We start from the raw sequence: 22,269 nt of genomic DNA on the forward strand, positions 1-22,269 counted from the left end.
ACGCGCCTTGCAACCTCAATTGTGCAGCGAAATATACCCGAGCTGCGCTGCCTTGAAGACCGTCTGGCTGCGGTTCACCGCATTCAGCTTGGTCGCCGCATTATGGATGTGGAACCGCACCGTCGCGCGGCTGCGCGACATGATCATGCTGATCTCCAGATCGGTTTTGCCGATCGCCGCCCAGCGCAGACACTCCACCTCGCGCTTGGAAAGGCGCGAACCGGGCGGCAGAGCCTGGGTCGAACCCATCACCTGGACGTAAGTGGCGATGAACGTGCGCGCATAGAGGCCTAGCGCGTCGGACAGCCGCAGGAAGTCTTCGGAAAGATCGGTCCGGTCGCGGTCCAGCGGGTTGAAGCTCACCGCGCCGATCTGCCCGAACGGCAAGTGCACCGGCACCGCGATGCAGGCCCGCGTCATGGCGCGCTGCTCGAAATTGGCGATGTCGATGGACTGGAGGTAGGCGTTGGGTTCGCGCGTGCGGAAACCTTCGGCATTGGCCCAGAACGGCTGGCTTTCGAAGCGGCAGGCGGTGGTGAGCGGGGAATCGAGCGCGATGCGCGAATTGCGCCACCAGACCCTTTCATCGTCCGCCCAGCCGAACACCTCGATGGCCAGAACCTTGCCCTCGGCATCGACCGGCGTGCGCTTGTCGGCAATGTCGTGCGCGGGGGCGGCCCTGAAACCCAGGTCCATGGCGATGCGATGGAAGGCCTCCGCCGCCGGGCGGATCTCCGCCGGCGACGAGACGCGCACGGCGTCTATGTTTTCCTGTGACAACAGCGACATGTTTTTCCTCTCTTGCCGTGGAGCTTAACGCGCCCCGGCAGGGTGCACAATTGCTCGAAAGCCCAAATCCGGCCCGTTCGGGCCTAGTCTTTTGCACACTAGTCTTTTGCCTAGCGGAGATGCTCCCACGGCTGGTGCTACATCCGTGTGACAGACGGGAGAGCCACGTGAATTTCGATCTCAGCGAAGACGAGGAAATGCTCAAGGCGCTCACGGAGCGCTTCGTCACCAATACGTACGACCATACTAGCCGTCGCACCTTCCTGGCCGAGCCGGGCGGCTTTTCCGGCAAGAACTGGGCATTGCTGGGCGAACTGGGCCTGATCGCCGCGCCCTTCCCCGAGGAACTGGGCGGGCTCAGCCTGGACGCCACCGGCATAGCCACGATTTTCGAGGCGCTGGGACGCGGCATGGTGGTGGAGCCGCTGGCCGAGGCTTCGGTGCTGGCGGGACGCCTCTTCGCCCTGACCGCGCGCGAGAACCTGCGCGACGAATGGCTCGGCGACTTGCTCACCGGCGGCAGGCGCCTCGCCCTCGCCCATGCTGAAACCGGCATGCGGGGCGGAAGCGGCGCGATCGCGACCACGGCCACCCCGGAACAGGGCGGATACCGGCTGGACGGCGCCAAGCCCTATTCCATCGCCGGCGGCGGCGCGGACGGCTACATCGTCTCGGCGCGCCTTTCCGGCCAGGCCGGCGAAGAGGCCGAAGCCATGTTCCTCATCCCCGCCGACACGCCCGGCCTCCGCCGCCGCGATTGGCCATTGGCGGACGGCTCCATCGCCTCCGCGCTGGCGCTTGAGAGTGTGCATATACCGGAAAGCCACCGCCTCCAGGGCGGCACCGCGCAGATCGAAGAGGTCCAGCAACTCGCGGATCTCGCTCGCTGCGCCGAGGCGCTCGGCATCATGGAGCGCATTTTCCACGATACCCTCGACTATGTCCGCACCCGCGACCAGTTCGGGGCCGCACTGGGCTCTTTCCAGGCGATCCAGCACCGCATGGTGGCGCAGTATGCTGCCATCGAGCAAAGCCGCGCCCTGCTGAACCTCGCGCTCGTGACCTGGGAGGGCGATCGCTTCGCCGAGGCGGTAAGCGGCGCGCGCGCGTTCATTTGCGAGGCAGCGCTCACTCTGGCGCATGAGATGGTGCAGTTCCATGGCGGCATGGGCGTGACCGACGAACTGGCGATCGGCGCGGGACACAAGCGGCTGCTGGTGCTCTCCCGGTGGCCGGAAGGGCCGCAAGCGGCGCTCGATCGTTACGCCCGCCTGCTGAACTGAGCGGGGCGGCACGCGCCGCAGGCGCGCAGGTCCTTCCTATCCCCTCTTCCTGCAATCGATCGCGCAATCGGAACGTATAGAGAACATTTTCATTGCATCCGCGGGAGCGATGAGCCAGTTTGCACCTTCACTGCCGCGCTGCCGATGGCGCGGAAAGCAAGGTCCCGCGAAATGCCCGCGCTCGAAATCGCCGAAAAGCTCACGATCCTGGCGGATGCCGCCAAGTACGATGCCTCGTGCTCCTCCTCCGGCGTCAAGAAGCGGGATTCGCGCGATGGGAAGGGAATTGGCTCGACGCTGGGCGGCGGCGGCATATGCCACGCCTATGCGCCGGACGGGCGCTGCATCAGCCTGCTCAAGGTGCTGCTGACCAACAGCTGCATTTTCGATTGCCACTACTGCATCAACCGCAAGTCCTCCAACGTGCGGCGGGCGCGGTTCACCGCCAAGGAAGTGGTCGACCTCACGCTCGACTTCTATCGCCGCAATTACATCGAAGGGCTGTTCCTGTCCTCGGGCATCATCCGCACGCCTGACTATACGATGGAGCAGATCGTCGAAGTGGCGCGATCCCTGCGCGAAGATCACGATTTTCGCGGCTATATCCACTTGAAGACGATTCCGGACGCCGATCCGATGCTGGTCGAAGCGGCGGGGCGCCATGCCGACCGGGTGTCCATCAATGTCGAATTGCCCACGGCCAGCGGGTTGCTGCGGCTGGCGCCCGAGAAATCGCAGGCCCGCATCGAAGGTGCCATGGGCACGATGCGCTCGGCCATCGAAGACGGCGCCGATGCGCGCAAGCGTTTCCGCTCGGCACCCGCTTTCGCGCCTGCCGGGCAATCGACCCAGATGATCGTCGGTGCCGATGCCGCCACCGACCGCGACATCGTGACGCGCGCGGCCTCGCTCTACGACAAGTTCGACCTGAAACGCGTCTATTATTCGGCCTTCAGCCCGATCCCGGACGCCAGTACCGTCCTGCCGCTGCGTCGTCCGCCGCTCATGCGCGAGCACCGGCTCTACCAGTCGGACTGGCTGATCCGGTTCTATCAATATTCCCCGCAGGAAGTGAGCGCGGCCGCCGATCCCGCCACCGGCATGCTGCCGCTCGACATAGACCCCAAGCTCGCCTGGGCGCTGCAATTTCGCGATCGGTTCCCGATCGACGTGAACCGCGCGCCGCGCGAGATGCTGCTGCGCATTCCCGGCCTGGGCATCAAGGCCGTAGAGGCCATCCTGGCCGCAAGGCGCTGGCGCACGCTGCGGCTGGACGACGTGGCGCGCATGACCGTTTCGGTAAAGAAGCTGCGCCCCTTCATCGTCACCACCGACTGGCGCCCGACCGGCCTGCTGGACCGTGCCGACTTGCGCCCGCTGGTCACACCCCGGGCGACTCAACTGGAACTGTTCGCGGCCTGACCATGCGCGTCGCCCGCCTGGAAAGCGAAGACGATTTCGAGGGCTGGCGCCTTGCCGCCCGTGCCTTCGCCAGCGAGGGCGTGGCGCCGTCGGACATCGTCTGGCAGGTCGGAGACGGCGCCGTGGACCTTTTCGCCGGGGAAGCTGCAGGCGTAGCGGGCGGCCATGCCCGCATCGCGCCCTTGCGGGTTACGCGAGAGTTCCTCGATCTCGCGCGCGATGCCGTGCTGCACAGCGAGCCGGAACGGTTTTCGCTGCTCTACACTCTCCTGCTCCGCTTGCTGGCCCAACCCCAGGCGCTTCAGGACCGCGCCGACGCTCTGGTGCGCCGGATCGAAGGTCTGGCGCGCAACGTCCGCCGCGATAGCCACAAGATGCACGCCTTCGTGCGGTTCCGCGAACTGGCGGACCAGGACGGGCCACGCTTCATTGCCTGGTTCGAGCCCGAACATCACATCCTGCGTGCCAATGCCGGCTTCTTCGTCGATCGCTTCACCAATATGCGCTGGTCGATCCTGACCCCGCGCGGGTCGCTGCACTGGGATGGCATGGCCTTGGCCGAAGGTCCGCCCGCCACGCGCGCCGACGCCCCCGGAGACGACCCGGTGGAGAGCGTGTGGAAGGCCTATTACAGCGCCATCTTCAACCCTGCGCGGGTCATGCCGCAGGCGATGCTGAAGGAGATGCCGCGCAAATACTGGAAGAACATGCCGGAAACGGCCCTGGTGCCGCAGCTCATCGCCGGTGCGCGCAAGCGCGAGCTGGAAATGATCGAACAGGCCCGCAGCGCGCCCGAGCGCGGTAAAGGCTCCGGGCGCGGTCAGATACGCGGTCAGGTAGGGGGGCCGGAAGCGCTGGTGCTGCTGGCCGGGGAAGCGGAAGGCTGTCAGCGCTGCCCCCTGTGGAAGCCGGCCACGCAGACGGTCTTCGGCGAAGGGCCGCACGATGCCGAGATCATGATCGTGGGCGAACAGCCCGGCGACCAGGAGGATCTGGCCGGTCGGCCGTTCGTCGGTCCTGCAGGCGCCGTGTTCGACCGCGCCATGGCGCAAGTCGGGATCGACCGGACCCGGGCCTACATCACCAATGCCGTCAAGCACTTCAAGTTCGAGCCGCGCGGCAAGCGGCGCATCCATGCCCGTCCCAACACCGGAGAGATCGAGGCCTGCCGCTGGTGGATCGATCAGGAACGCGCCATCGTCCGCCCGCGCCTCGTCATCGCCATGGGCGCCACGGCGGCGCGCTCGCTGACCGGCCGCCCGGTGACGGTCGGGCAGGAACGCGGACGCCCGGTGGCTTTGCCGGACGGAACGCCCTGCTGGATCACGATACACCCCAGCTACCTGCTGCGCCTGCCACCGGACGCGGATGCGGAAGCGGAGTTTGCCCGCTATGTCGCCGATATCCGCAGCGCCGTCGAAAGCCTGGCCGAAGCCGCCTGAAGCGCCGAAATGCCTTCCACCCGCCGCCAACCGCACGGCTTTTCGGAGCAACGATTTGACGCAAATCACTCCGGAACGGTGCGAAATGGGTTAGCCGTTCTTCCGCAAGTGCGAATACCGAACACGGCGGCGCACCGCTGGAGGACTCATATGAATATCTACACCCTGAGGTTTTTCGAGGATGAGCACGGTCTGGCCAAGCGGCTGGAGTTCAAGGCCCCGGACATTGCCGGAGCCCTGATCATCGCCCACCGCGAAGCGGCCAAGCGCAGCGCCGAACTGTGGGACGGCGCCCTGAAGCTCTGCACGATCCGCCGTTCCCGCACCGAAATGACTGTCCTCGTCACGGCCTAGAAGGTCTTTGCTCAGCGGTTCGTCGTTGAGGACCAGGGCCTGATTCGCCCTCGGCTCAGGCGACCCTGAACGCCGATGCCTGCGCTGCAAGGCGGTTCACTTCCTCGGTCAGTCCCCGCGCGGCAGCGGAAGCCTGCTCTACCATGGCGGCATTCTGCTGCGTCGCAATGTTCATCGCGCCGATGGCCGCGGTGATCTCGCTGACCGACGTGGCGGAGGCGCGATTGCTGCGCGCCATGCCGCCCAGCAGGACATGGACTTGCGCCACGTCTCCGGCGATTCCTTCGAAAGCCCCGTCCACCCGCTCCACAGCGCCCAGGGCCGCGACGATTTCGGACTGCGTGACGGTCAGCTGTGCGCGGGCGCTGCGGGCTTCCTCTTCCGATCGCTTGGCCAATGCCGAGACGAGATCGGCCACGACCGCGAAGCCACGTCCTGCCTCGCCGGCGCGCCCGGCCTCGACGGCCGCATTCATGGCTAGCACGCGGGTCTGGAACGCGATCTTGTCCAGCCCCTCGATCACACCGTCGATATTGGTGGCGCTGTCGGAAACGCGGCGCATGGCGCCTACTGCCTCGGCCGCCACCGCGCGCCCACCGCTGACCGTGGCAATCGCCTCGTCGGCGCGGGTCACCGTTTCGGTTGCGGCCGTGGCGCCCGATCGCAGGCCATTGTCGATCTCCAGCAGCGCCGCCGAACTCTGTTCGAGGCTGGCCGCGCTCGCTTCGGTGCGGCGGGCCAGGTCTTCGGAGGCCTGGGCGATCTCGAAAGAGCTGCCGCGGATAGCCGAAGTGCTGTCCCCGGTGGCGCCGATCATGCCGCGCAGCCCCGAAAGCGCCGAATTGTAATTCGTCCGCAGCGCCTCGTAAGTTTCCGGGAAGACCTGATCGATCTGCGCCGTGAGGTCGCCGGAAGACAAGTGTGCCAGGCTTTCGGCCAGACGCTCCACCACCTGCCGCTGCTCGCGGTCCGCGGCTTCCTTGGCCACCGCTGCCTCGCGGAACACCAGCAAGGCGCGCGCGATCCCGCCGATTTCGTCGGGTCGCTCAGTATCGACGATCTCGGTCCCGTTGTCGCCCTTGGCAAGGCGCATCATCGTGGCACTCGCGGTTTCCAGCGGTGCGAACAGCTTCCGGGCGCCGCGCATGCAGAGCGCCGCCGCAATGGCCGTGACGACGACGGCCAGTAGCAGGATGTGCCAACCGAGACTGTCGACATTGCGGTAGAAGTCCTCGGCCGAGACGCCGACGAAAAGGATACCGATCACTTTGCCGTTGGCATCCTTGATGGGATCGTAGGCCGCGAAATAGCGGGTTCCCAGGATCTCGGTCTCGCCGCGATAGGGTTCACCCCGGCCGAGTACGGCGTCCTTCACCGGTCCGGCCGCGAGCCGCGTGCCCAGGGCCCGTGTTCCGTCCGGGTTCTGGACATTGGTCGCCACCCGCTGGTCGCCCATGAAGATCGTGGCGGTGCCGCCAACGAGTTCCTTCATTCGGTCTACCGCCGCATTGTTCGCGTTGAGCGGCGTCTCGCCGGCATAGAGCGTGTCGCCGCGCAGAGAATAGTTGAGACCGCTCCATTCGATCACCGACCAGGCCACGCGCATGTTCGTGTCCAGTCGCTCCTCTCCCTGGGTCCGCGCGTCGTCGACGAGGAGGACGCGGGTGCCGATGAAGAACACGGCGGATAGCAGGATGAGCGCACCCACGGTCATGAGGGTGACTTTGGTCGAGAGATGCTGGCGTTTCAGAAAGGCACGGATGGCGGTCATGGCGGTTCTCTGTTGGGGGGAGACGAGAGAAAGGCACCGCGCAGCACGAGCCGGGAGATGATCTCCCGGACCGGACGCGGCTGCAATCGTTATAGGACGATGATGCGGCCCCGCGCGGAAACCGGGCGAATTTTCATGATTTGCAACAAAGCTGCTGAACGACGCCGCGGGAACCATGCCGCAAAAAATGCGCTGATCTCGTCGGAGATGTCGTGATGGCCGCCAAGCTCAAGGTATTCCGCACCCCTATCGGTTTCCACGATGCCTATGTGGCCGCGCCGAGCCAGAAGGCGGCGCTGGCGGCGTGGGGCGCGGAAGCCGACCTCTTTGCGCGGGGACAGGCGGAGAAAGTGACGGACCCGGAACTGGCCAGGGCGGCCCTGGCAGATCCGGGAAAAGTCGTCCGCGTGCCGCGCGGCAGCACGGATCAGCATCTTGCCGAAGCCGCCAGGGCGCAGCCTCGCAAGTCTCCGCGAAAGGCCGTGGAGGCCCTCGGTTCTTCCGGCAAACCTGCTCCGAAACAGCGCAAGGCTCCGCCGCCGAAGCCCAGTCGCGCCCAGCTTGATGCCGCCGAGGACGAAAGAGATCGGCAGGAGCGGGCGTTCGAGGCGGCGATGCAGGATCTGGAAACGGAACGCGTCCGGATCGCGGCGGAGATCACGGAATTGCGCCGTTCCCACGCCCGGCGACAGGACGCGCTGGATGCGCGTGCCGCGAAGGCCCGCCAGGCCTACGATACCGCCATGGAGACATGGCGAAACGCATGACCATGGCCCGATTCACGGTTGTGTATCCGCTAATGCTCTAAATCTATGGCAAAAAATTTGCTCATGAGGATCATCGAGCGGCGAACACTGTTCGATCCGGCGGTAAATTCGCGTTTGGTTAATTTACAATTAGCATTGCGAAAAACCGCAGTCTTTCCGGATTCTTCGGCAGTTATCGATGAGCCGAATTAAGTACCCCTCCCCAAGAAATAACCGATGCGGCGGCTTTTCATTCCAAAATGGTCGGAACTTCACCCATTGTGGGTTGATTACGATTTCACGCACTGCGCCGCCGCATCCAGCCATTTCATTCGATTGCTGGAGCAGGACACCCGGCCAGCGGCTCTGGTCAGGTTGAAGCGGGATCGCGGCCGGGCTTTTGCCAACGCATTGCTTCCCACCGGGAGCGAGAGAGGAAAGAGAGGTGCCATCGTGTTGAGGACTGTCATTGCTGCAAGCGGTCTTTCGCTGGGCATGCTGGCCGCCGTGCCGGCACATGCCGACATCAACGGGACGATCAACGCCACGATCACGCTGACCGCAGGGTGCATCATCAACGGCCAGAATTACGACGACGGTTCGGCCAATGTGAATTTCGGAACGCTCGCCTTCGGATCGCAGAATACCCTGTTCACGCAAGTAGACGCCCAAGTGCTGAGCGGCGCCGCCGGCTTCACTGTCCAGTGTAGCAACGGCGTGACCCCCACGCTCTCCTTCAACGCCGGACAGAACGACGGATCGGGCGCCGGGGTGGGCGTTCACGCCATGGTCAACCAGGCCGCGCCCGGCCAGTTCGTTACCTACAACCTCTATAGCGACGCGGCGCGCAATGCCGTGATACCCGTGGGCGGAGACATCGTCCTGCCCAGCGACGGCTCCGTGCAGACCGTGAATGTCTACGGCCGCGCCTTCGGGGAGCCAGGCCTGACGCCGGGCTCTTATGCGGACATCGTCACGGTCGTCCTGGAACTCTAGGGAAGCGTCCCGAAATCGTCATGCCCTCCGACCGCCCTGCCGCGGCGGGAAGGCGTTCTGCGCCTGCCTTTCCCGCCTCCAGCGTCGCTCTTGCTGCCGGCATCCTCGCGGCCGGGGCCACGTTTGGCGCCGCCGGCGCAAGGGCGGCCACGACGGCGACATTCGACGTCACCGCCACGGTCACGCCCGGTTGCCTGGTCGACGGGCTTGGCTCCAGCGGCAATGCGGGACGGGTCGGCACGCTGGACTTCGGCACGGTCTCCACCTTTTCTACCCAGCAAAGGACGGCCACCACCACCACCGGCCAGGCCATCCGGCTGCGCTGCACGCCGGGCGTAAACCTCATCATGACCATCGACGGCGGCACCCATGCCGCCTCGGGCCAGCGCAACCTTCAACGCACCGGCACGACCACCGCGCGCATCCCCTATGCGCTCTGCCGCGATGCGGCCTGCACCCTGCCGATCGTGGCCGGCACGGCCTACGGCAACAGCATCGGCTCGACCAACAGCGAGGACGTGCGCCTTCCGATCTTTGCCGCGCTGACACCCTCCGGAACCATGCCGCCCGGAACCTATACCGACACCCTGATCGTCACGTTGACATGGTGACCAGCGCCCCCTTTTCGCCCCGCCACCTCCGAGGAGCCACCGATGAAGGCCGCCGTTCTGTCGTTTAAACTCGCCCTCGGTGCCGCGATTGCCTCCAGCGCCCTGGTGCCGGCTGCCGGACCGGCGCTGGCCCAGTCGGCCGGCTCGCTGCTGCTCTGGCCGGTCAGCCCGGTGATCGAGGGCGACCAGCCTGCGGCCGCACTCTGGCTCGAAAATCCGGGGAAGGCGCCCATTACGCTGCAAGTCCGCGTCTATGCCTGGGCCCAGCAGAACGGCGAGAACGTCTATGCCGCCCAGAACGATATCCTGGGCACTCCGCCGATCCTCACCATAGCGCCGGGCGAGCGGCAACTGGTGCGCCTCACCCGCCTCGTCCCGCCGCCGGGCGTGCCCGAAAAGCCTTACCGCGTCGTGGTGGACCAGATCCCCACGGCCGATGCGCAGACCACGCCGGGCGCGACGGTCACATTCCGCATGCGCTATTCGTTGCCGCTGTTTTCCTATGCCAGGCCCGAGGATGCCCGCAAGAAGGCGCCGGCTCCGCCGCCACGACTGGCCTGGCGCCCGGTATCCGAGGCGGGCGGCCGGTTCCTGGAGATCCGCAACAGCGGCGGCGGCCATGCCCGCCTGAGCGGCGTGGCCTTTTCGGGCAACGGCAAGCGCTCGAGCCTCAACGAGGGGCTGTTCGGCTACGTCCTGCCCGGCGCGACGATGCGCTGGCCGCTACCCGAAGGCGTCGACGCCGCCGGAGACCTGGAGGCGACTCTCAACGGCAAGGCGATGGCCCGCATCGAACGGCTGCCGGAATGACCGGCACATGACGACAGGGCCGGAATGAGCCGGAATGCCGGGAGCCTTACCGGATCGATCGCGCCCGGCCTGGATGTCGCGGACCGGCGGCATTCCCGCGATCACGGCGCTGGCGGGCCTCGCCCTGGCACCGGAGTGTCTGGCTGCCCCCGCCCCGGCGATCGCCAGCGCGGCGCCCGGTCTTGACGTCTTCACCGAGCTTCCCCCGCCGCCCGAACGGGTCGACTTCGACGCCGAGCAAAGGCTGGAGCTGGAACTGCTGGTCAACGGCATGGACAGCGGCGTGGTGGCCTCGCTCATCAAGGCAGGGCCGCGTTTCCTGGTGCGGGCGGAAGACCTGCGCCGGGCCGGAATGGTGCTGTCCGTTACCGAGGAACGGCTCTACCTCGACAGTCTCGACGGCGTTGTTGCGGACTATGACGCGGGGCGCCAGCAGCTTCATCTCACCGTCCTGCCGAAATACCTGCCGGCCCAGCGGATCGGCACGGAGCAAGGCGGCTTTCGCCCGGCCATGCGCGACATGGGCGCCCTGCTCAACTACGACGCTTATGCCACCGGCGGCGGCGGCATCGGTTTCCAGGCCTCGCTGTGGCACGAGGCGCGGATATTCGGACCCGCCGGCATCTTCTCCACCACGGGCGCCCTGCGCGTCGGCGGCGGGCCAGCCGCGCAAAGCCCCTACATGCGCTACGACACATATTGGCGCTGGTCGGACGAGCGCAGCATGACCACCGTGGAAGCGGGCGACGTCATCACCCGATCGCTGTCCTGGGCGCCCGCGGTTCGGCTCGGCGGCGCGCAAGTGTCCCGCGATTTCTCGGTCCGGCCCGACGTCATCACCTATCCGCTGCCCGAGTTCGCGGGCAATGCCGCGTTGCCCTCGACCGTGGACCTGGTGGTCAACGGCCAGCGGATCGCCGGCAGCCGCGTCAATCCCGGACCTTTCGCGCTCGACACCCTGCCGCCGATCTCCGGCAGCGGGCTGGCCAACCTGATCGTCACCGACGTCCATGGCCGCAGCGTGGTGACCTCCGTTCCGTTCTACGTCAGCAGTACCCTGCTGCGCGCCGGCTTCACCGACTATTCCATCGCCGCCGGAGCCTTTCGGCGCAATTACGGCCTGCGCAGCTTCGACTATGGCGCAGTGGCCGGCAGCGCCTATGCCCGCCACGGCCTGACAAGCGGACTGACGCTGGAAATGCGCGCCGAGACGACGCGGGACATGCATGTGCTCGGTGCCGGGGGCGTGGCGCGGATCGGCAATCTCGGCATCGTCAGCGCCTCCTACAGCCGCAGCTTCGGCGCACGCGCGGGCGGGGAACTGGCAGTCGGCTATGAATATCAGGCGCGGACGTTCTCACTCGGGCTGCGCCATACCCGGCATGACCGCGGCTACACCGATCTGGGCCGCCTGGAACGCGAGGACGAAGGCTGGGAACGCCAGACGGCGGCCACGGCCAGCCTCGCCCTGGGCAGCACCGGCACCCTGGGCGTTGGCATCTTCGACTTGCGGCAGGAGAATGCCCGCAATGCCCGCTTCGCCAACCTCTCCTGGACACTTCCGCTCTGGGGCCAGAGCCGCATCTACGCCACGCTCTCGCGAGAATTCTCGGGCGGAGACGGCGAGCGGCGGAGCTGGTCGGGCGCATTGACCCTGACAGTGCCGCTCGGCACCGGCTCCGTCAGCGGCGGCCTGACGCGGGACGATCGCGGCAGGACCGGGCTGCGGGCGGACTACACGCGGCCGGTGCCCACGGACGGTGGGTTCGGCTGGAACGCCAGCGCCTACCGCGACTCAGGCGACAGCCCTTATCTGCGCGGCGATGTGGCCTGGCGCACGCAGCCCATCCAGCTTCGCGCGGGCGCTTATGGACAGCCGCACGGCGGCGCGGGGGGCATGACCGGGTGGTTCGGTGCCAGTGGCGCGCTCGTCTTCATGGACGGCGGCCTGTTCGCCGCGAACCGCGTGACCGACGCTTTCGCCCTCGTTTCCACCAATGGCGAGGCCGGCATCCCCGTCCGCTACGAAAACCAGGTCATCGGCGAGACCGACCGCAACGGGCAACTCCTCGTTCCCGCCGCAAGCGCCTGGTATCCGGCGCATTACGACATCGACACGCTCGCCCTGCCCCCCAGTGTCCAGGCCGACCGGGTGAGCCAGCGCGTGGCGGTGGCGGCGGGCAGCGGCTACGTGGTGCGCTTCCCGGTGGCGCGCGTCGCCGCCGCGCGCGCGGTGATCGTCGATGCAGCGGGGCAGCCACTTCCCGCAGGAACGCCGGTCACGCTGAACCATGGGGCCAGAACCTACGTCGGGTGGGACGGCATGCTCTATCTCGAGAACGTCGCCCCGGAAAACGCGCTGGAAGTTGCCCTTCCCGAAGACGCGAGCTGCCGCGTCCAGTTCAGCGCCGGTCCGCCCCGCGATGACATCCTCGACCTGGGAACCCTGACATGTCGGCCCTGATAGCACGCCAGCTCCCTGCCCCTCTTGGCCGCCGACCTGCGAGCCGGTTCCTTCCCGCGCTCGCGCTGTTCCTCGCGCTCGCTCTCTCACCGCAGCGCGCCGCCGCCTGCACCGTATCCGCCGCCAGCACCAACCTCGGCAGCGTCAGTTCCTACAGCGTGGCCAGCACTGCCCAGCAGGGGAGCGGTTCGTCCGGACTGCAATGCGATGTCGCGCTGGCCCTGCTGGCGACCCACTACGTCGCCTTGCGCGTCGACGCCTCGACATTCCTGTTGACCGGGCCGAGCGGCCAGACGATCCCCTTCGTCGCCTCATTGGCGCAGAACGGCACGCCGCTGACCATCGGCACCTTGCAGAACCTGTCTTCGACAACGCTGCTCAGCCTCTTCAGCGGGACCAACAATTCGATCCCGATCTACTTCCGCACTACCGCGACATCCGCGCTAAGGGCCGGAACCTACACGGGGTTCCTCGATGTGCGCTGGTTCTATTCGGTCTGCACTCTGGGGGTGGCGGTCTGTCTGGCCTACGATTCCAGCCCCGGTTTCGTGCGGCCGCTACTCGGCACGCCCACGAATTGGGGGACGGGCACGGCCGTGCGGATTTCCATCACCCTGGTCGTGCAGAACGACTGCATCATCACCGCGCCCACTGCCGCTTTCGGCTCGGCGCCGCTGGTGGGCAGCTTCAATCCCATCACGCGGACGATCCTGATCCGCTGCAGTGCCGGCACCGCCTACACGGTCGGCCTGGACGACGGCAGCAATGCGGCCAGCGGCCTACGCCGCATGCGTGCGGGCACCACCGCCAACTACCTCCAGTACGAAATCTACAAGACCGCCAGTTCCACCGACCGCTGGGGCGCGACCGGCTCCGCTCGCCGCAGCAGCGCCTCGGCAGACAGCAATGCCGGGACTTACGATTCGCTGACCTCGCAAGGCTATACCTACCGCGCGGCCCTCCTGCCTGGCCAGGTCACGCCGCCTGCCGGAGCCTATAGCGACACGATCCGCATCGATGTGGCCTTCTGATCGTCCGGGTCGGCGACTTGGCTTTTCCGTCGCGATACGATATAGTTGTAACTGGCATTCTTGGGAGAGGAGCCTTTCATGACGATCCTGACCATTCTTGGGCAAGCGATCCTGGAAATCACCGTCAGCGCCCTGCTTGTGACGGCGGCAACAGTGCTCTGCGTCAAGGCCGCGCTGCGCATGCATCACCCGATGGCGGCCGGACTGGGCCTGTCGGCGCTACTGGTCGCCGTGCTGGTACTGGGCGTGGGCAGAGGGAGCCTCTGGGCCACCACACTGACCTTCGGATGTGTCGCCGTGGCGGGTCTGCTGTTCTGGGCCACGAGCGGAGCTACCCGTGCCGAAAGCGTGGAGGCGCGGCCCGTCGGTCAGGCGAAGTGGCACTATCCCGCGCTGGTCGCCCGCATCGGCGAGGAACGGGATCCCACGCCTGCAGAACTGCGTGCGCTGCTGCAAAGGGTTCGGTCGGAAGCCGAGCCTTCAGCGCGTGGGCGGCGGAGCGGATACCGCCGGATCAAGCGTATCGCGCGGCTGGCCACGCGCAAGCCCGGCTGATCGCCGCGACCGCAGATATTGCAGCAAGGGCCTCTCTATGCCGTAATGGCACGCAAGACCGCACCCCGTGGCTCCGGCCAGCAGGAACAGGTAGCAGGCCGCGAGATTCTCGGCGGGATCCAGTCCGGCGCGAAGCCATAGCTGCCAGGCCACCCCGATCCCCAGAAGGTGGAAGAGGTAAAGGCTGTAGGAGGCGTCGCCCAGCGCCGTGAGCACCCCCGGAACGCTTACAGGCTTGGCCGCCTGCCCTTCCCAGCCCGCCAGACCCGCAATCAGCAGGGCCGAGGGAGCGCCGTAGGCTAGGCGGGCCACACTGCCATAGCCGTCCATCCGCCCGGTTGCTTCCAGCATCCCGACCACCACCAGGAGCAGGGCCGAAAACGCCGCGAGGCGGCGGCCATGGTTGAGGCGGCCGGAGGCGACAGCAGCAGCGGCCATCATGCCGAACAGGAACTGCAGATTGAACACGCTGGTCAGGCGCGGAACGTCCAGTCCGCTCGGAACGAGCCCGCAGAACTGACTTATCCCCCAGCCCAGCCAGAGCGCCAGAAAGCACAGGCCGAGCCGCCGATTGAGGATCAGCAACGCGAAGGCGCCGTAGAACAGCATCTCGTGCTGAAGCGTCCAGGCGACGCCCAGCAAGGGGTCTTGAACCGTCGGCAGGAGGCTGGCCGAAAGCGCCACGCCTGCCGCGGTCACTTCGTCCGCATGGCGGGGAAGCATGAGCGCGATGGTCGCCGCCAGTGCCACCCAATAGATCGGCATGAGCCGGGCAAAGCGCTGCCAGACATAGCGTCGCAGGGCCTGCGGACGCCCGATGTCCGCCCGGTGAACGTGGAGGATGATGAAGCCGGAGAGCACGAAGAACAGGTCCACCCCGGCATGGCCCGGCTGGGTCAGGCGCGTGATCGCGGACGCGTCCACGGCCTTACCGAGATGGCGCGCGGCATGGTAGGCCACGACCGCAAGGGCCGCCAACCCGCGCAGCGCCTGGATGCTCCAGAGCTTGCGGGACGCCTGGCCGGCAGGGGAACCCGTCATGCGGTCACCGCGGGTTACGCGGCGGGATCACGGCGATCCAGCCATCGCCAAGCCGCCGGAAGTCCATGCCTTCCACCGCGAAGCCGGACTGGCGCAAATGCGCCGCCACCGCGCCCGCATCGAACTGACGCTTGCTGTCATGCTCGCCCCAGAACACGGTCGGGCATTCCTGCCCCATCGTTCGCGATCCAGCGGGCGCCAGCGCGAAACCGAAGGACTGCGCTATATAGCGATAGGCGAACGGCACGACTTGCGCATTGTCGCGCGGCTTCATCGCCATGACTTCGGCATTCCAGAACGGGTCGGTATGCACGACGGTGCCGGGGCAGAGCGCGACCTCGCGCGCAATCGCCCGCCCGGTATTCAGCCAGCTGATCCGCTCCACCGCCAGCGGCACGTTCTGGAACAGGGCCCAGACCGTCGCCGCCAGTCCCGAGACGAGCGCCAGCGAACGCCAGTGCGACGCAAGCCCTTCCAGCAACCTCCCGCCCGCCAGCCCCATGCCCACGCAGAGGGCGGCAACCAGCGCCATGAGATATTTCTCGACCAAAATCGGCCGCAGGAGGTGGAGGACCACCAGCCCGCCAGCGGCCAGAACCACCCCTGCCGCAAGAAGCGCCAGCGCGCCCGCCTCGCCGCGCGGTCTCTTCAGGACCAGCACGTCCCGGGCGAGCAATCCGGCCCCGGCAAGCGCGCCGACCAGCACCAACGGGTTCGCTTCCAGTGTCCGCAGCAACGCCCATTCGACCGACCAGCGGGCGGAATCGAACCCCGGCTCGATCCAGAACACCGCCGTATTGGCTAGCCAGACCGGCAACTGGAGCGCTGTCACGGCTGCAAAGACCAGCCCTCCCGCCACGACCGGCGCGCCGACCGCGCGCACTTCAGCCCCGTTGCGCCGCAGCGCGGCCGCGAAAAGGAACGGCAGGGCGATCGCGGCGCAGGCCAGCGAGGTGATGATATGGGTGTTGAACGCCAGCAGCGCGGCGGCCCAGAATGCCGTCTGGCGCGCCTTTCCGCCCGCCGCGCCGGTCAACCGGATCGCGCAGAGGCCCAGGGCGAACACGGTCCCCGCGCAAAGCGAGAGGAAGTAGGAGCGCAGCTCGCTGCCCGCGATCAACGCCCAAGGATTGGCGGCGAGCGCCAGCGTCGTAACCGTGGCGGCCGGTGCGAGCCGGGGAACATCGCGCACGATGACGGCTGCCCCTGCCAGAGCCAGCGCGCCGAGCGCGACGTTGAGCAGGCGGTGCTGCGCAATCGACCCCAGCCACGATGTCGCCCGGGCCAGGATGTAGTAAAGCGGCGGATGATTGTCGGCCATCCAGCTCTCGCGCAGCGCGGTGAACCAGGACAGGCCGGGACGGGTCACGAACTGGGTGTAGAACTCGTCGTACCACGGCCCGCGTTGCAGGCAGGTCCAGACGAGCGCAAGGCCCAGCAGCAGCACCGCGGCGAACACCACTATCCGGTCAGACCAACGCGCCAAGAAACAAGCTCCGCAAAGTCGCGTCCCGACAAGGTCGCTGCAACGGCGTGTAGCGTGGCTTGGCGAATGAAGCGTTAACTCTGCCCGCCGCGCCCACGGAACGGTCCTGGCATGGCAGCGGCATCGCAAGCGATTGAAACCAGGGCACTGGGCGGGCTAGGACCGGTTCATGTGGAGAACGTCCTATGCCGCCGTCGCGGCGCTGCTTTCGGTCCTTCCGAGCGAGGCGCTGGCCAACGATTCCTCTGCGCAGCTTGCTGCCGGCGGGCTGGTCCTGACCAAAAGCGATGCCATCGAGATGCGCACCGAGGACCTGGAAATCTCGCGGTCGGCCGTCAAGGTGCGCTACACGTTCGTCAATACCAGCGGCCAGGACGTGGTCAGCCGCGTGGCTTTCCCCCTGCCAGCCGTGGGCGGCCGCGCCTTCTTCGAGGTGGACATCGCGATCCCGGTGGACTCGCCCGACAACTTCCTGGGCTTTCGGACAAAGGTGGACGGCAAGCCGGTGACCATGGAGATCGAACAGAAGGCCATGGCCGGCAAGGTCGACCGCGCCGCCTGGCTGCGCGCCCATGCGGTGCCGCTGGCGCCTCATCTTGGCCCCGCGCAGGAGGCAGTGGACCGCCTTGCCCCCTCCGCGCGCGCGGAAGCCGAGCGGCTTGGCCTTGTCGATGCCGACGGCTATCCCGCCTGGACGCTGGAAACGACCTACCACTGGATGCAGCGCTTTCCCGCCGGCGTGCCCGTCGTCGTCGAGCATCGCTACCAGCCCTCGGTGGGCGGTACCGTCGGCACCTTGCTCGGCAGCGATCCCGAGCCGCAGGCCGTGCGGAACTATTGCATAGAGCCAGCGCTGCTCGCCACCTTGCGCCGGGCGGAGGCGGCCAAAATCATCTACTCGGAGGCCTGGCTGGACTACATCCTGGTGACGGCCGGGAACTGGAAGAAACCGATCGGCCGCTTTCGCCTGGTGGTCGACAAGGAACGCCCCGAGGATCTCGTCAGCTTCTGCGGAGCAGGCGTGCGCAAGATCGGTGCGACCCGTTTCGAGATGACGAAGACGGACTGGCGACCGGAACGCGACCTCTCGATCCTTTTCCTGCAACGCCGCACCGGCGATCAGGCTTCGGAGTAAGACGCTAAAAAGGCGAAAAACGTCGCCTCTTGCGCCCCTTGCGGGAACTGGCAACATTTCCGGGAGTTCTGCATTTCGCCGTGTCCCGACTGCGGATAGGCTAAAGCCTTGGCGGGGCCGGGCGCACTCGGGGTCGCGCGCCTATGGGTGGGGCACGGGCGGGTGGGCGCACAGGAGGTGGGGTCGATGAAACACGGCGAGTACGAGGCCGAAGGGTTCCTGTCCCACGGCGGAGGTCTCGCACGCCGTATCGCCGCGCATGACTGGAGCGCGACGGCGCTTGGCCCGATCGCCGGCTGGCAAGCCAGCCTGAAGCAGACCGTGGGCTTCATGCTGCCTTCCCCCGTGCCGCTGGTGCTGCTCTGGGGCGAGAGCGGCGTCATGATCTACAACGATGCCTATTCCCACTTCGCCGGCGCGCGGGACAGCCGCCTGCTCGGTTCGAACGTGCGTGACGGCTGGGAGGAAGTGGCGGACTTCAACGACAACGTCATGAAAGTGGGCCTCTCCGGCGGAACGCTCAGCTATCGCGACCATGTGCTGACCCTGCACCGCCACGGGCGCCCGGAGGAGGTCTGGCTCAACCTCGACTATTCCCCCGTCCCTGGCGACGACGGCGTCCCGGCGGGCGTGATCGCCGTCGTGGTGGAAACGACCGAGGCCCATGCCGCACGCCAGGCCTTGCAGCAGAGCGAGACCCGCCTGCGCTTCCTCGACGATCTGGGCCGGGCCGTGCGCGACAGCCGCGATGCCGACCAGATCCTGGCGACCACGACACGCATGACCGCCCAGCATCTGGGGCTGTCCAACTGCGCCTATGCCGACATGGACCGCGACGGCGACGGCTTCACCATTCGCGGCGACTGGCACGCGGCCGGTTCGCCATCCATCGTCGGCCACTACAGCCTTGCCGATTTCGGCGTGCGCGCGGTGCAGGACCTCAATGCCGGGCGGCCGCTCATCATCGCCGACAACCGCCGCGAACTCGCGCCCGAGGAAGCGGAGACATTCGAGAATATCGGCATTGCCGCCACGGTCTGCATGCCGCTGGTGAAACAGGGCCACCTGATCGCGCTGATGGCGATCCACGACCGCAAGCCGCACGACTGGAGCGACTACGAACTCGGCGTCATCCGCGAAGTGACCGAAAGGTCGTGGGCGCACGTCCAGCGCGTGGGCGCGGAGGGGCAGCTGCGCGAACGGGAAGTGTTCAACCGCCAGATCCTGGACAGCGCGATAGACTACGGCATCGTCGCCACCGATCCCGATGGCCGCATCACTCTGTGGAACGCGGGCGCTGCCGCCATGCTCGGCTGGAGCGAGCAGGAAATGCTGGGCCAGCCGATGGCCACGTTCTTCACCCCTGAGGACCGCGCACTCGGCCGTCCCGCGGCGAAGCGCAAGGAAGCGCTGGAGACCGGCCGCGCCCATGATGCGCGCTGGCACTTGCGCAAGTCGGGAGAGCGGTTCTGGGGCCTCAGCGAAATGACCCCGCTGCGCGGCCCTGCCGACGAGGCGATCGGCTTCGTCAAGCTCATGCGCGACCGGACGCCCGAACACCGTGCCCGTCAGGCGCTGGAGGAGAGCGAAGAACGGCTCCGCCGCGCGCAGCGCGCGGGCGGGGTGGGTCTCTTCGCCATCGACATCGCGGCCAACAAGATCGACGGCACCGAGGAATTCTGGCGCATCTTCGGTATCGATCCCAGCACCCAGCCGGGCGGATCGCCGCCGACCGAGCTGATCGAGGGCCTGGTCGTCCCGGAAGACCGGTACCTCGTATCCACCTGGATCCGGCGCCAGCAGGGAGCGACCCAGCTCGACGTGGAGTACCGGGTCCACCGCGCCGACACCGACGAAGAGCGGGTGATCGCCCGCAAGGCCGAGTTCGAATTCGACAGCGAGGGCCGCCCTGCCCGCATGATCGGCGTGGTGCAGGACGTGACCGACCGCCGCCGCATCCAGCGCGCGCTCGAAAAGAGCGAGGCGCAGTTCAGCACGCTGGCGCAGAACATGCCCAACCAGGTCTGGACCGCGCGGGCGGACGGCCAGATCGACTGGTTCAACGAGCGTGTCTACGCCTATACCGGACGTACCCGCGAAAGCCTGGGCAACGATGGCTGGAACGCGGTGCTCCACCCTGACGACCGGGAGGATGCCCGGACGAAATGGGCCCACTCGGTAAAGACCGGCGAAGTTTTCGAGACCGAGTTCCGGCTGCTCGACGCGCAGGAGGGTTATCGCTGGCACCTCTCCCGCGCGCTGCCGCTCGTCGATGCCCAGGGCGAGACCACGGCCTGGATTGGCACCAATACCGAGATCGAGGCCCAGAAACAGGCCGAGGCCGCCTTTGCGCAGGATCGCGACCGGCTCTGGTCGATCAGCCGCGACCTCATGCTGGTCTGCGACCATGCCGGCCTGATCACGGCGGTCAACCCTTCCGCCGAGAGGCTGCTGGGCTGGCATGAGGGCGAGATGCTGGGCCGCCGGATCGCCGCTTTCGTCCATCCCGACGACCGCGCCGTCACCGCTTCGGCCCTGACGCGGCTGGCGAGCAGTTCGGGCCTGTTCAATACGGCCCCTGATGAAGGGGAGGAGGACCAGGGAGGACCGGGCGCGGGCAAAGCTGGCGCGCCGGACCGCGCCTCCGCCGGGATGCTCGCTTTCGAAAACCGTCATCGCACCCGCGGCGGCGACTACCGCCTGATTGCCTGGACCGCCGTGCCGGACGGCGGCCGCATTCACGCCGTGGGCCGCGATGTCACCGAACAGCGCGCCATGGAGGATGCGCTTCGCCAGAGCCAGAAGATGGAGGCGGTCGGCCAGTTGACCGGGGGCATTGCCCATGATTTCAACAACCTGCTCCAGGGCATCACCGGCAGCCTGGACATGATGCACAACCGCCTGGCGCAAGGGCGTACCGGCGATCTCGAACGCTGGCTGCAAGGCGCGAAGGCCTCCGCCGAGCGCGCCGCCTCGCTGACGCACCGTCTTCTCGCGTTCTCGCGCCGCCAGCCGCTGGACCCGCGCCCGGTCCGCGCGAACCCGCTGATCGCCTCGATGGAGGACATGCTGCGGCGGACGCTGGGAGAGCACATCAAGCTGGAGTTCGGGCTTTCCGAAGGGCTCTGGCAGACCCGCTGCGATCCCAACCAGCTCGAAAGCGCGATTCTCAACCTGGTCATCAATGCCCGCGATGCCATGCCGGACGGCGGCAAGCTGACCATCGAGACGTGCAACGCCCATTTCGACGACCAATCCGTCGTCCAGCAGCGCGACCTGCGGCCCGGGCAATATGTCTGCATCGCGATCAGCGATACCGGCGTGGGCATGACGCGCGAAGTGAGCGACCGGGCCTTCGAACCGTTCTTCACCACCAAGCCGATGGGACAGGGAACCGGGCTCGGCCTCTCGATGATCTACGGCTTTGCACGGCAGTCCGAAGGCTATGCCCGGATCTATTCCGAGGAAGGCATGGGCACCAGCGTCAAGCTCTTCCTGCCACGCCATCGCGGCGTCGAAGAAGCGGACGAGCATGCCGGACATGCGGGCCACCTGCCCGCAGCGGTCGAAGGCGAAGTCGTGCTGGTGGTCGAGGACGAGGCCGTGGTGCGCGGCCTCATCATAGAAGTGCTGGACGAACTCGGCTACAAGGCCATCGAGGCGGCGGACGGGCCCTCCGGCCTGGAAATACTGCAATCCGACCAGCGCATCGACCTGCTCATCACCGACATCGGCCTGCCCGGCCTGAATGGCCGCCAGGTTGCCGATGGCGGCCGCTCCGCGCGGCCCGGCCTGAAAGTGCTGTTCATGACCGGCTATGCCGAGAACGCCGCGCTTGCCGCCGGATTTCTGGAACCGGGCATGGCCATGATAACAAAGCCCTTCGCCATGGATGCACTGGCGAAGCGGATACGCGAAAGCATCGAGGATTGACGCAAATGATCGAGGGGAACCCCGAAGTGGAAGGGCTGCGCGTTCTGGTGGCCGAAGACGAAATTCTGGTGGCGATGCTGCTGGAGGAAATGCTCGACGACCTGGGCTGCCGCGTGGTCGGTCCTTACGCCACCCTCGCCTCGGCACTGGAAGCGGGGCGCGACGAGGAGTTCGACGTGGCCGTCATCGACATGAACCTGGCCGGCGAGCGCGCCGATCCCATCATCGCCGAGCTTGGTGCCCGCGCGGTGCCCTTCGCCATCGCCAGTGGCGGCGGCAATTGGGATCTGCCCCATCCGCCGGCCTTCATGCTGAACAAGCCCTACACTTTCGCGCAGCTGACCGAAGCCCTGAAAGCGCTGGAGCAGGCCCGGGGCTGAGCCGGGGTTTCCTCCCGGCG

18 protein-coding genes are annotated in these 22,269 nt (G+C 67.0%); 14 read left to right on the forward strand and 4 right to left on the reverse strand.

What is annotated here, in order from left to right; genetic code table 11:
* Positions 1-15 precede the first annotated feature (15 nt).
* Positions 16-789, reverse strand: a complete 774-nt coding sequence (locus EDF58_RS12560) for a LuxR C-terminal-related transcriptional regulator (protein WP_132265900.1) — start codon at positions 787-789, stop codon at positions 16-18.
* A gap of 167 nt (positions 790-956) precedes the next feature.
* Between EDF58_RS12560 and EDF58_RS12565 the strand changes: the two genes are divergently transcribed.
* The 4 genes from EDF58_RS12565 to EDF58_RS12580 all read left to right on the forward strand — a co-directional run bounded on the left by EDF58_RS12565 (position 957) and on the right by EDF58_RS12580 (position 5,290).
* The gene (locus tag EDF58_RS12565; protein WP_132265901.1) at positions 957-2,072 is read left to right on the forward strand and encodes an acyl-CoA dehydrogenase family protein; all 1,116 of its coding nucleotides are present in this window, start codon (positions 957-959) and stop codon (positions 2,070-2,072) included.
* 171 nt (positions 2,073-2,243) lie between these two features.
* Positions 2,244-3,494: a putative DNA modification/repair radical SAM protein gene (locus EDF58_RS12570; RefSeq protein WP_132265903.1), complete on the forward strand. Its 1,251-nt coding sequence runs from the start codon at positions 2,244-2,246 to the stop codon at positions 3,492-3,494.
* A 2-nt stretch (positions 3,495-3,496) separates the two neighbouring features.
* Entirely contained in the window at positions 3,497-4,936 is a 1,440-nt protein-coding gene (locus EDF58_RS12575) for a UdgX family uracil-DNA binding protein (protein WP_132265905.1), read from the forward strand.
* 150 nt (positions 4,937-5,086) lie between these two features.
* Positions 5,087-5,290, forward strand: a complete 204-nt coding sequence (locus tag EDF58_RS12580) for a hypothetical protein (protein ID WP_132265906.1) — start codon at positions 5,087-5,089, stop codon at positions 5,288-5,290.
* A 55-nt stretch (positions 5,291-5,345) separates the two neighbouring features.
* On the opposite strand, the gene EDF58_RS12585 is transcribed toward EDF58_RS12580, so the two are convergent.
* Complete coding sequence (locus EDF58_RS12585) at positions 5,346-7,061, reverse strand: methyl-accepting chemotaxis protein (RefSeq protein ID WP_243654221.1); 1,716 nt, start codon at positions 7,059-7,061, stop codon at positions 5,346-5,348.
* Between the two features lie 215 nt (positions 7,062-7,276).
* Between EDF58_RS12585 and EDF58_RS26345 the strand changes: the two genes are divergently transcribed.
* The 7 genes from EDF58_RS26345 to EDF58_RS12620 all read left to right on the forward strand — a co-directional run bounded on the left by EDF58_RS26345 (position 7,277) and on the right by EDF58_RS12620 (position 14,274).
* The gene (locus tag EDF58_RS26345) at positions 7,277-7,828 is read left to right on the forward strand and encodes a hypothetical protein (RefSeq protein WP_243654222.1); all 552 of its coding nucleotides are present in this window, start codon (positions 7,277-7,279) and stop codon (positions 7,826-7,828) included.
* A gap of 432 nt (positions 7,829-8,260) precedes the next feature.
* Positions 8,261-8,803 carry a spore coat U domain-containing protein gene (locus EDF58_RS12595; RefSeq protein WP_165921394.1) on the forward strand — a complete coding sequence of 181 codons (543 nt, stop codon included), beginning with the start codon at positions 8,261-8,263 and terminating at the stop codon, positions 8,801-8,803.
* Positions 8,804-8,823: 20 nt separating this feature from the next.
* Positions 8,824-9,414 (forward strand): spore coat U domain-containing protein, encoded by a 591-nt coding sequence (locus EDF58_RS12600; protein ID WP_132265910.1) that lies wholly within the window; start codon positions 8,824-8,826, stop codon positions 9,412-9,414.
* Positions 9,415-9,456: 42 nt separating this feature from the next.
* Entirely contained in the window at positions 9,457-10,224 is a 768-nt protein-coding gene (locus EDF58_RS12605; RefSeq protein ID WP_132265912.1) for a molecular chaperone, read from the forward strand.
* A 34-nt stretch (positions 10,225-10,258) separates the two neighbouring features.
* Positions 10,259-12,688, forward strand: coding sequence for a fimbria/pilus outer membrane usher protein (locus tag EDF58_RS12610; protein WP_132265914.1), 2,430 nt, complete (start codon positions 10,259-10,261; stop codon positions 12,686-12,688).
* The gene (locus tag EDF58_RS12615; RefSeq protein ID WP_132265916.1) at positions 12,676-13,719 is read left to right on the forward strand and encodes a spore coat U domain-containing protein; all 1,044 of its coding nucleotides are present in this window, start codon (positions 12,676-12,678) and stop codon (positions 13,717-13,719) included. The genes EDF58_RS12610 and EDF58_RS12615 overlap by 13 nt, the downstream gene beginning before the upstream one ends.
* A 78-nt stretch (positions 13,720-13,797) precedes the next feature.
* Positions 13,798-14,274: a hypothetical protein gene (locus EDF58_RS12620; RefSeq protein WP_132265918.1), complete on the forward strand. Its 477-nt coding sequence runs from the start codon at positions 13,798-13,800 to the stop codon at positions 14,272-14,274.
* Here EDF58_RS12620 and EDF58_RS12625 read toward each other — a convergent pair.
* Together EDF58_RS12625 and EDF58_RS12630 are read right to left on the reverse strand one after the other, a co-directional pair.
* Positions 14,200-15,315 (reverse strand): acyltransferase, encoded by a 1,116-nt coding sequence (locus EDF58_RS12625; protein WP_132265919.1) that lies wholly within the window; start codon positions 15,313-15,315, stop codon positions 14,200-14,202. The two genes, EDF58_RS12620 and EDF58_RS12625, sit on opposite strands and share 75 nt — an antisense overlap.
* Positions 15,316-15,319: 4 nt before the next feature.
* Positions 15,320-16,801, reverse strand: a complete 1,482-nt coding sequence (locus EDF58_RS12630) for a hypothetical protein (RefSeq protein ID WP_132265921.1) — start codon at positions 16,799-16,801, stop codon at positions 15,320-15,322.
* Positions 16,802-16,970: 169 nt separating this feature from the next.
* On the opposite strand from EDF58_RS12630, the gene EDF58_RS12635 reads away from it, so the two are divergent.
* The 3 genes from EDF58_RS12635 to EDF58_RS12645 all read left to right on the forward strand — a co-directional run bounded on the left by EDF58_RS12635 (position 16,971) and on the right by EDF58_RS12645 (position 22,249).
* A complete protein-coding gene (locus tag EDF58_RS12635; protein ID WP_132265922.1) occupies positions 16,971-17,936 on the forward strand; it encodes a DUF4424 domain-containing protein in 966 nt (321 codons plus the stop codon).
* A gap of 186 nt (positions 17,937-18,122) precedes the next feature.
* Entirely contained in the window at positions 18,123-21,869 is a 3,747-nt protein-coding gene (locus EDF58_RS12640; protein ID WP_132265924.1) for a PAS domain S-box protein, read from the forward strand.
* A gap of 5 nt (positions 21,870-21,874) precedes the next feature.
* Positions 21,875-22,249, forward strand: coding sequence for a response regulator (locus tag EDF58_RS12645; RefSeq protein WP_132265926.1), 375 nt, complete (start codon positions 21,875-21,877; stop codon positions 22,247-22,249).
* Positions 22,250-22,269 lie beyond the last annotated feature (20 nt).

This window comes from Novosphingobium sp. PhB57, from assembly GCF_004342985.1.
Taxonomy (GTDB): Bacteria; Pseudomonadota; Alphaproteobacteria; order Sphingomonadales; family Sphingomonadaceae; genus Novosphingobium.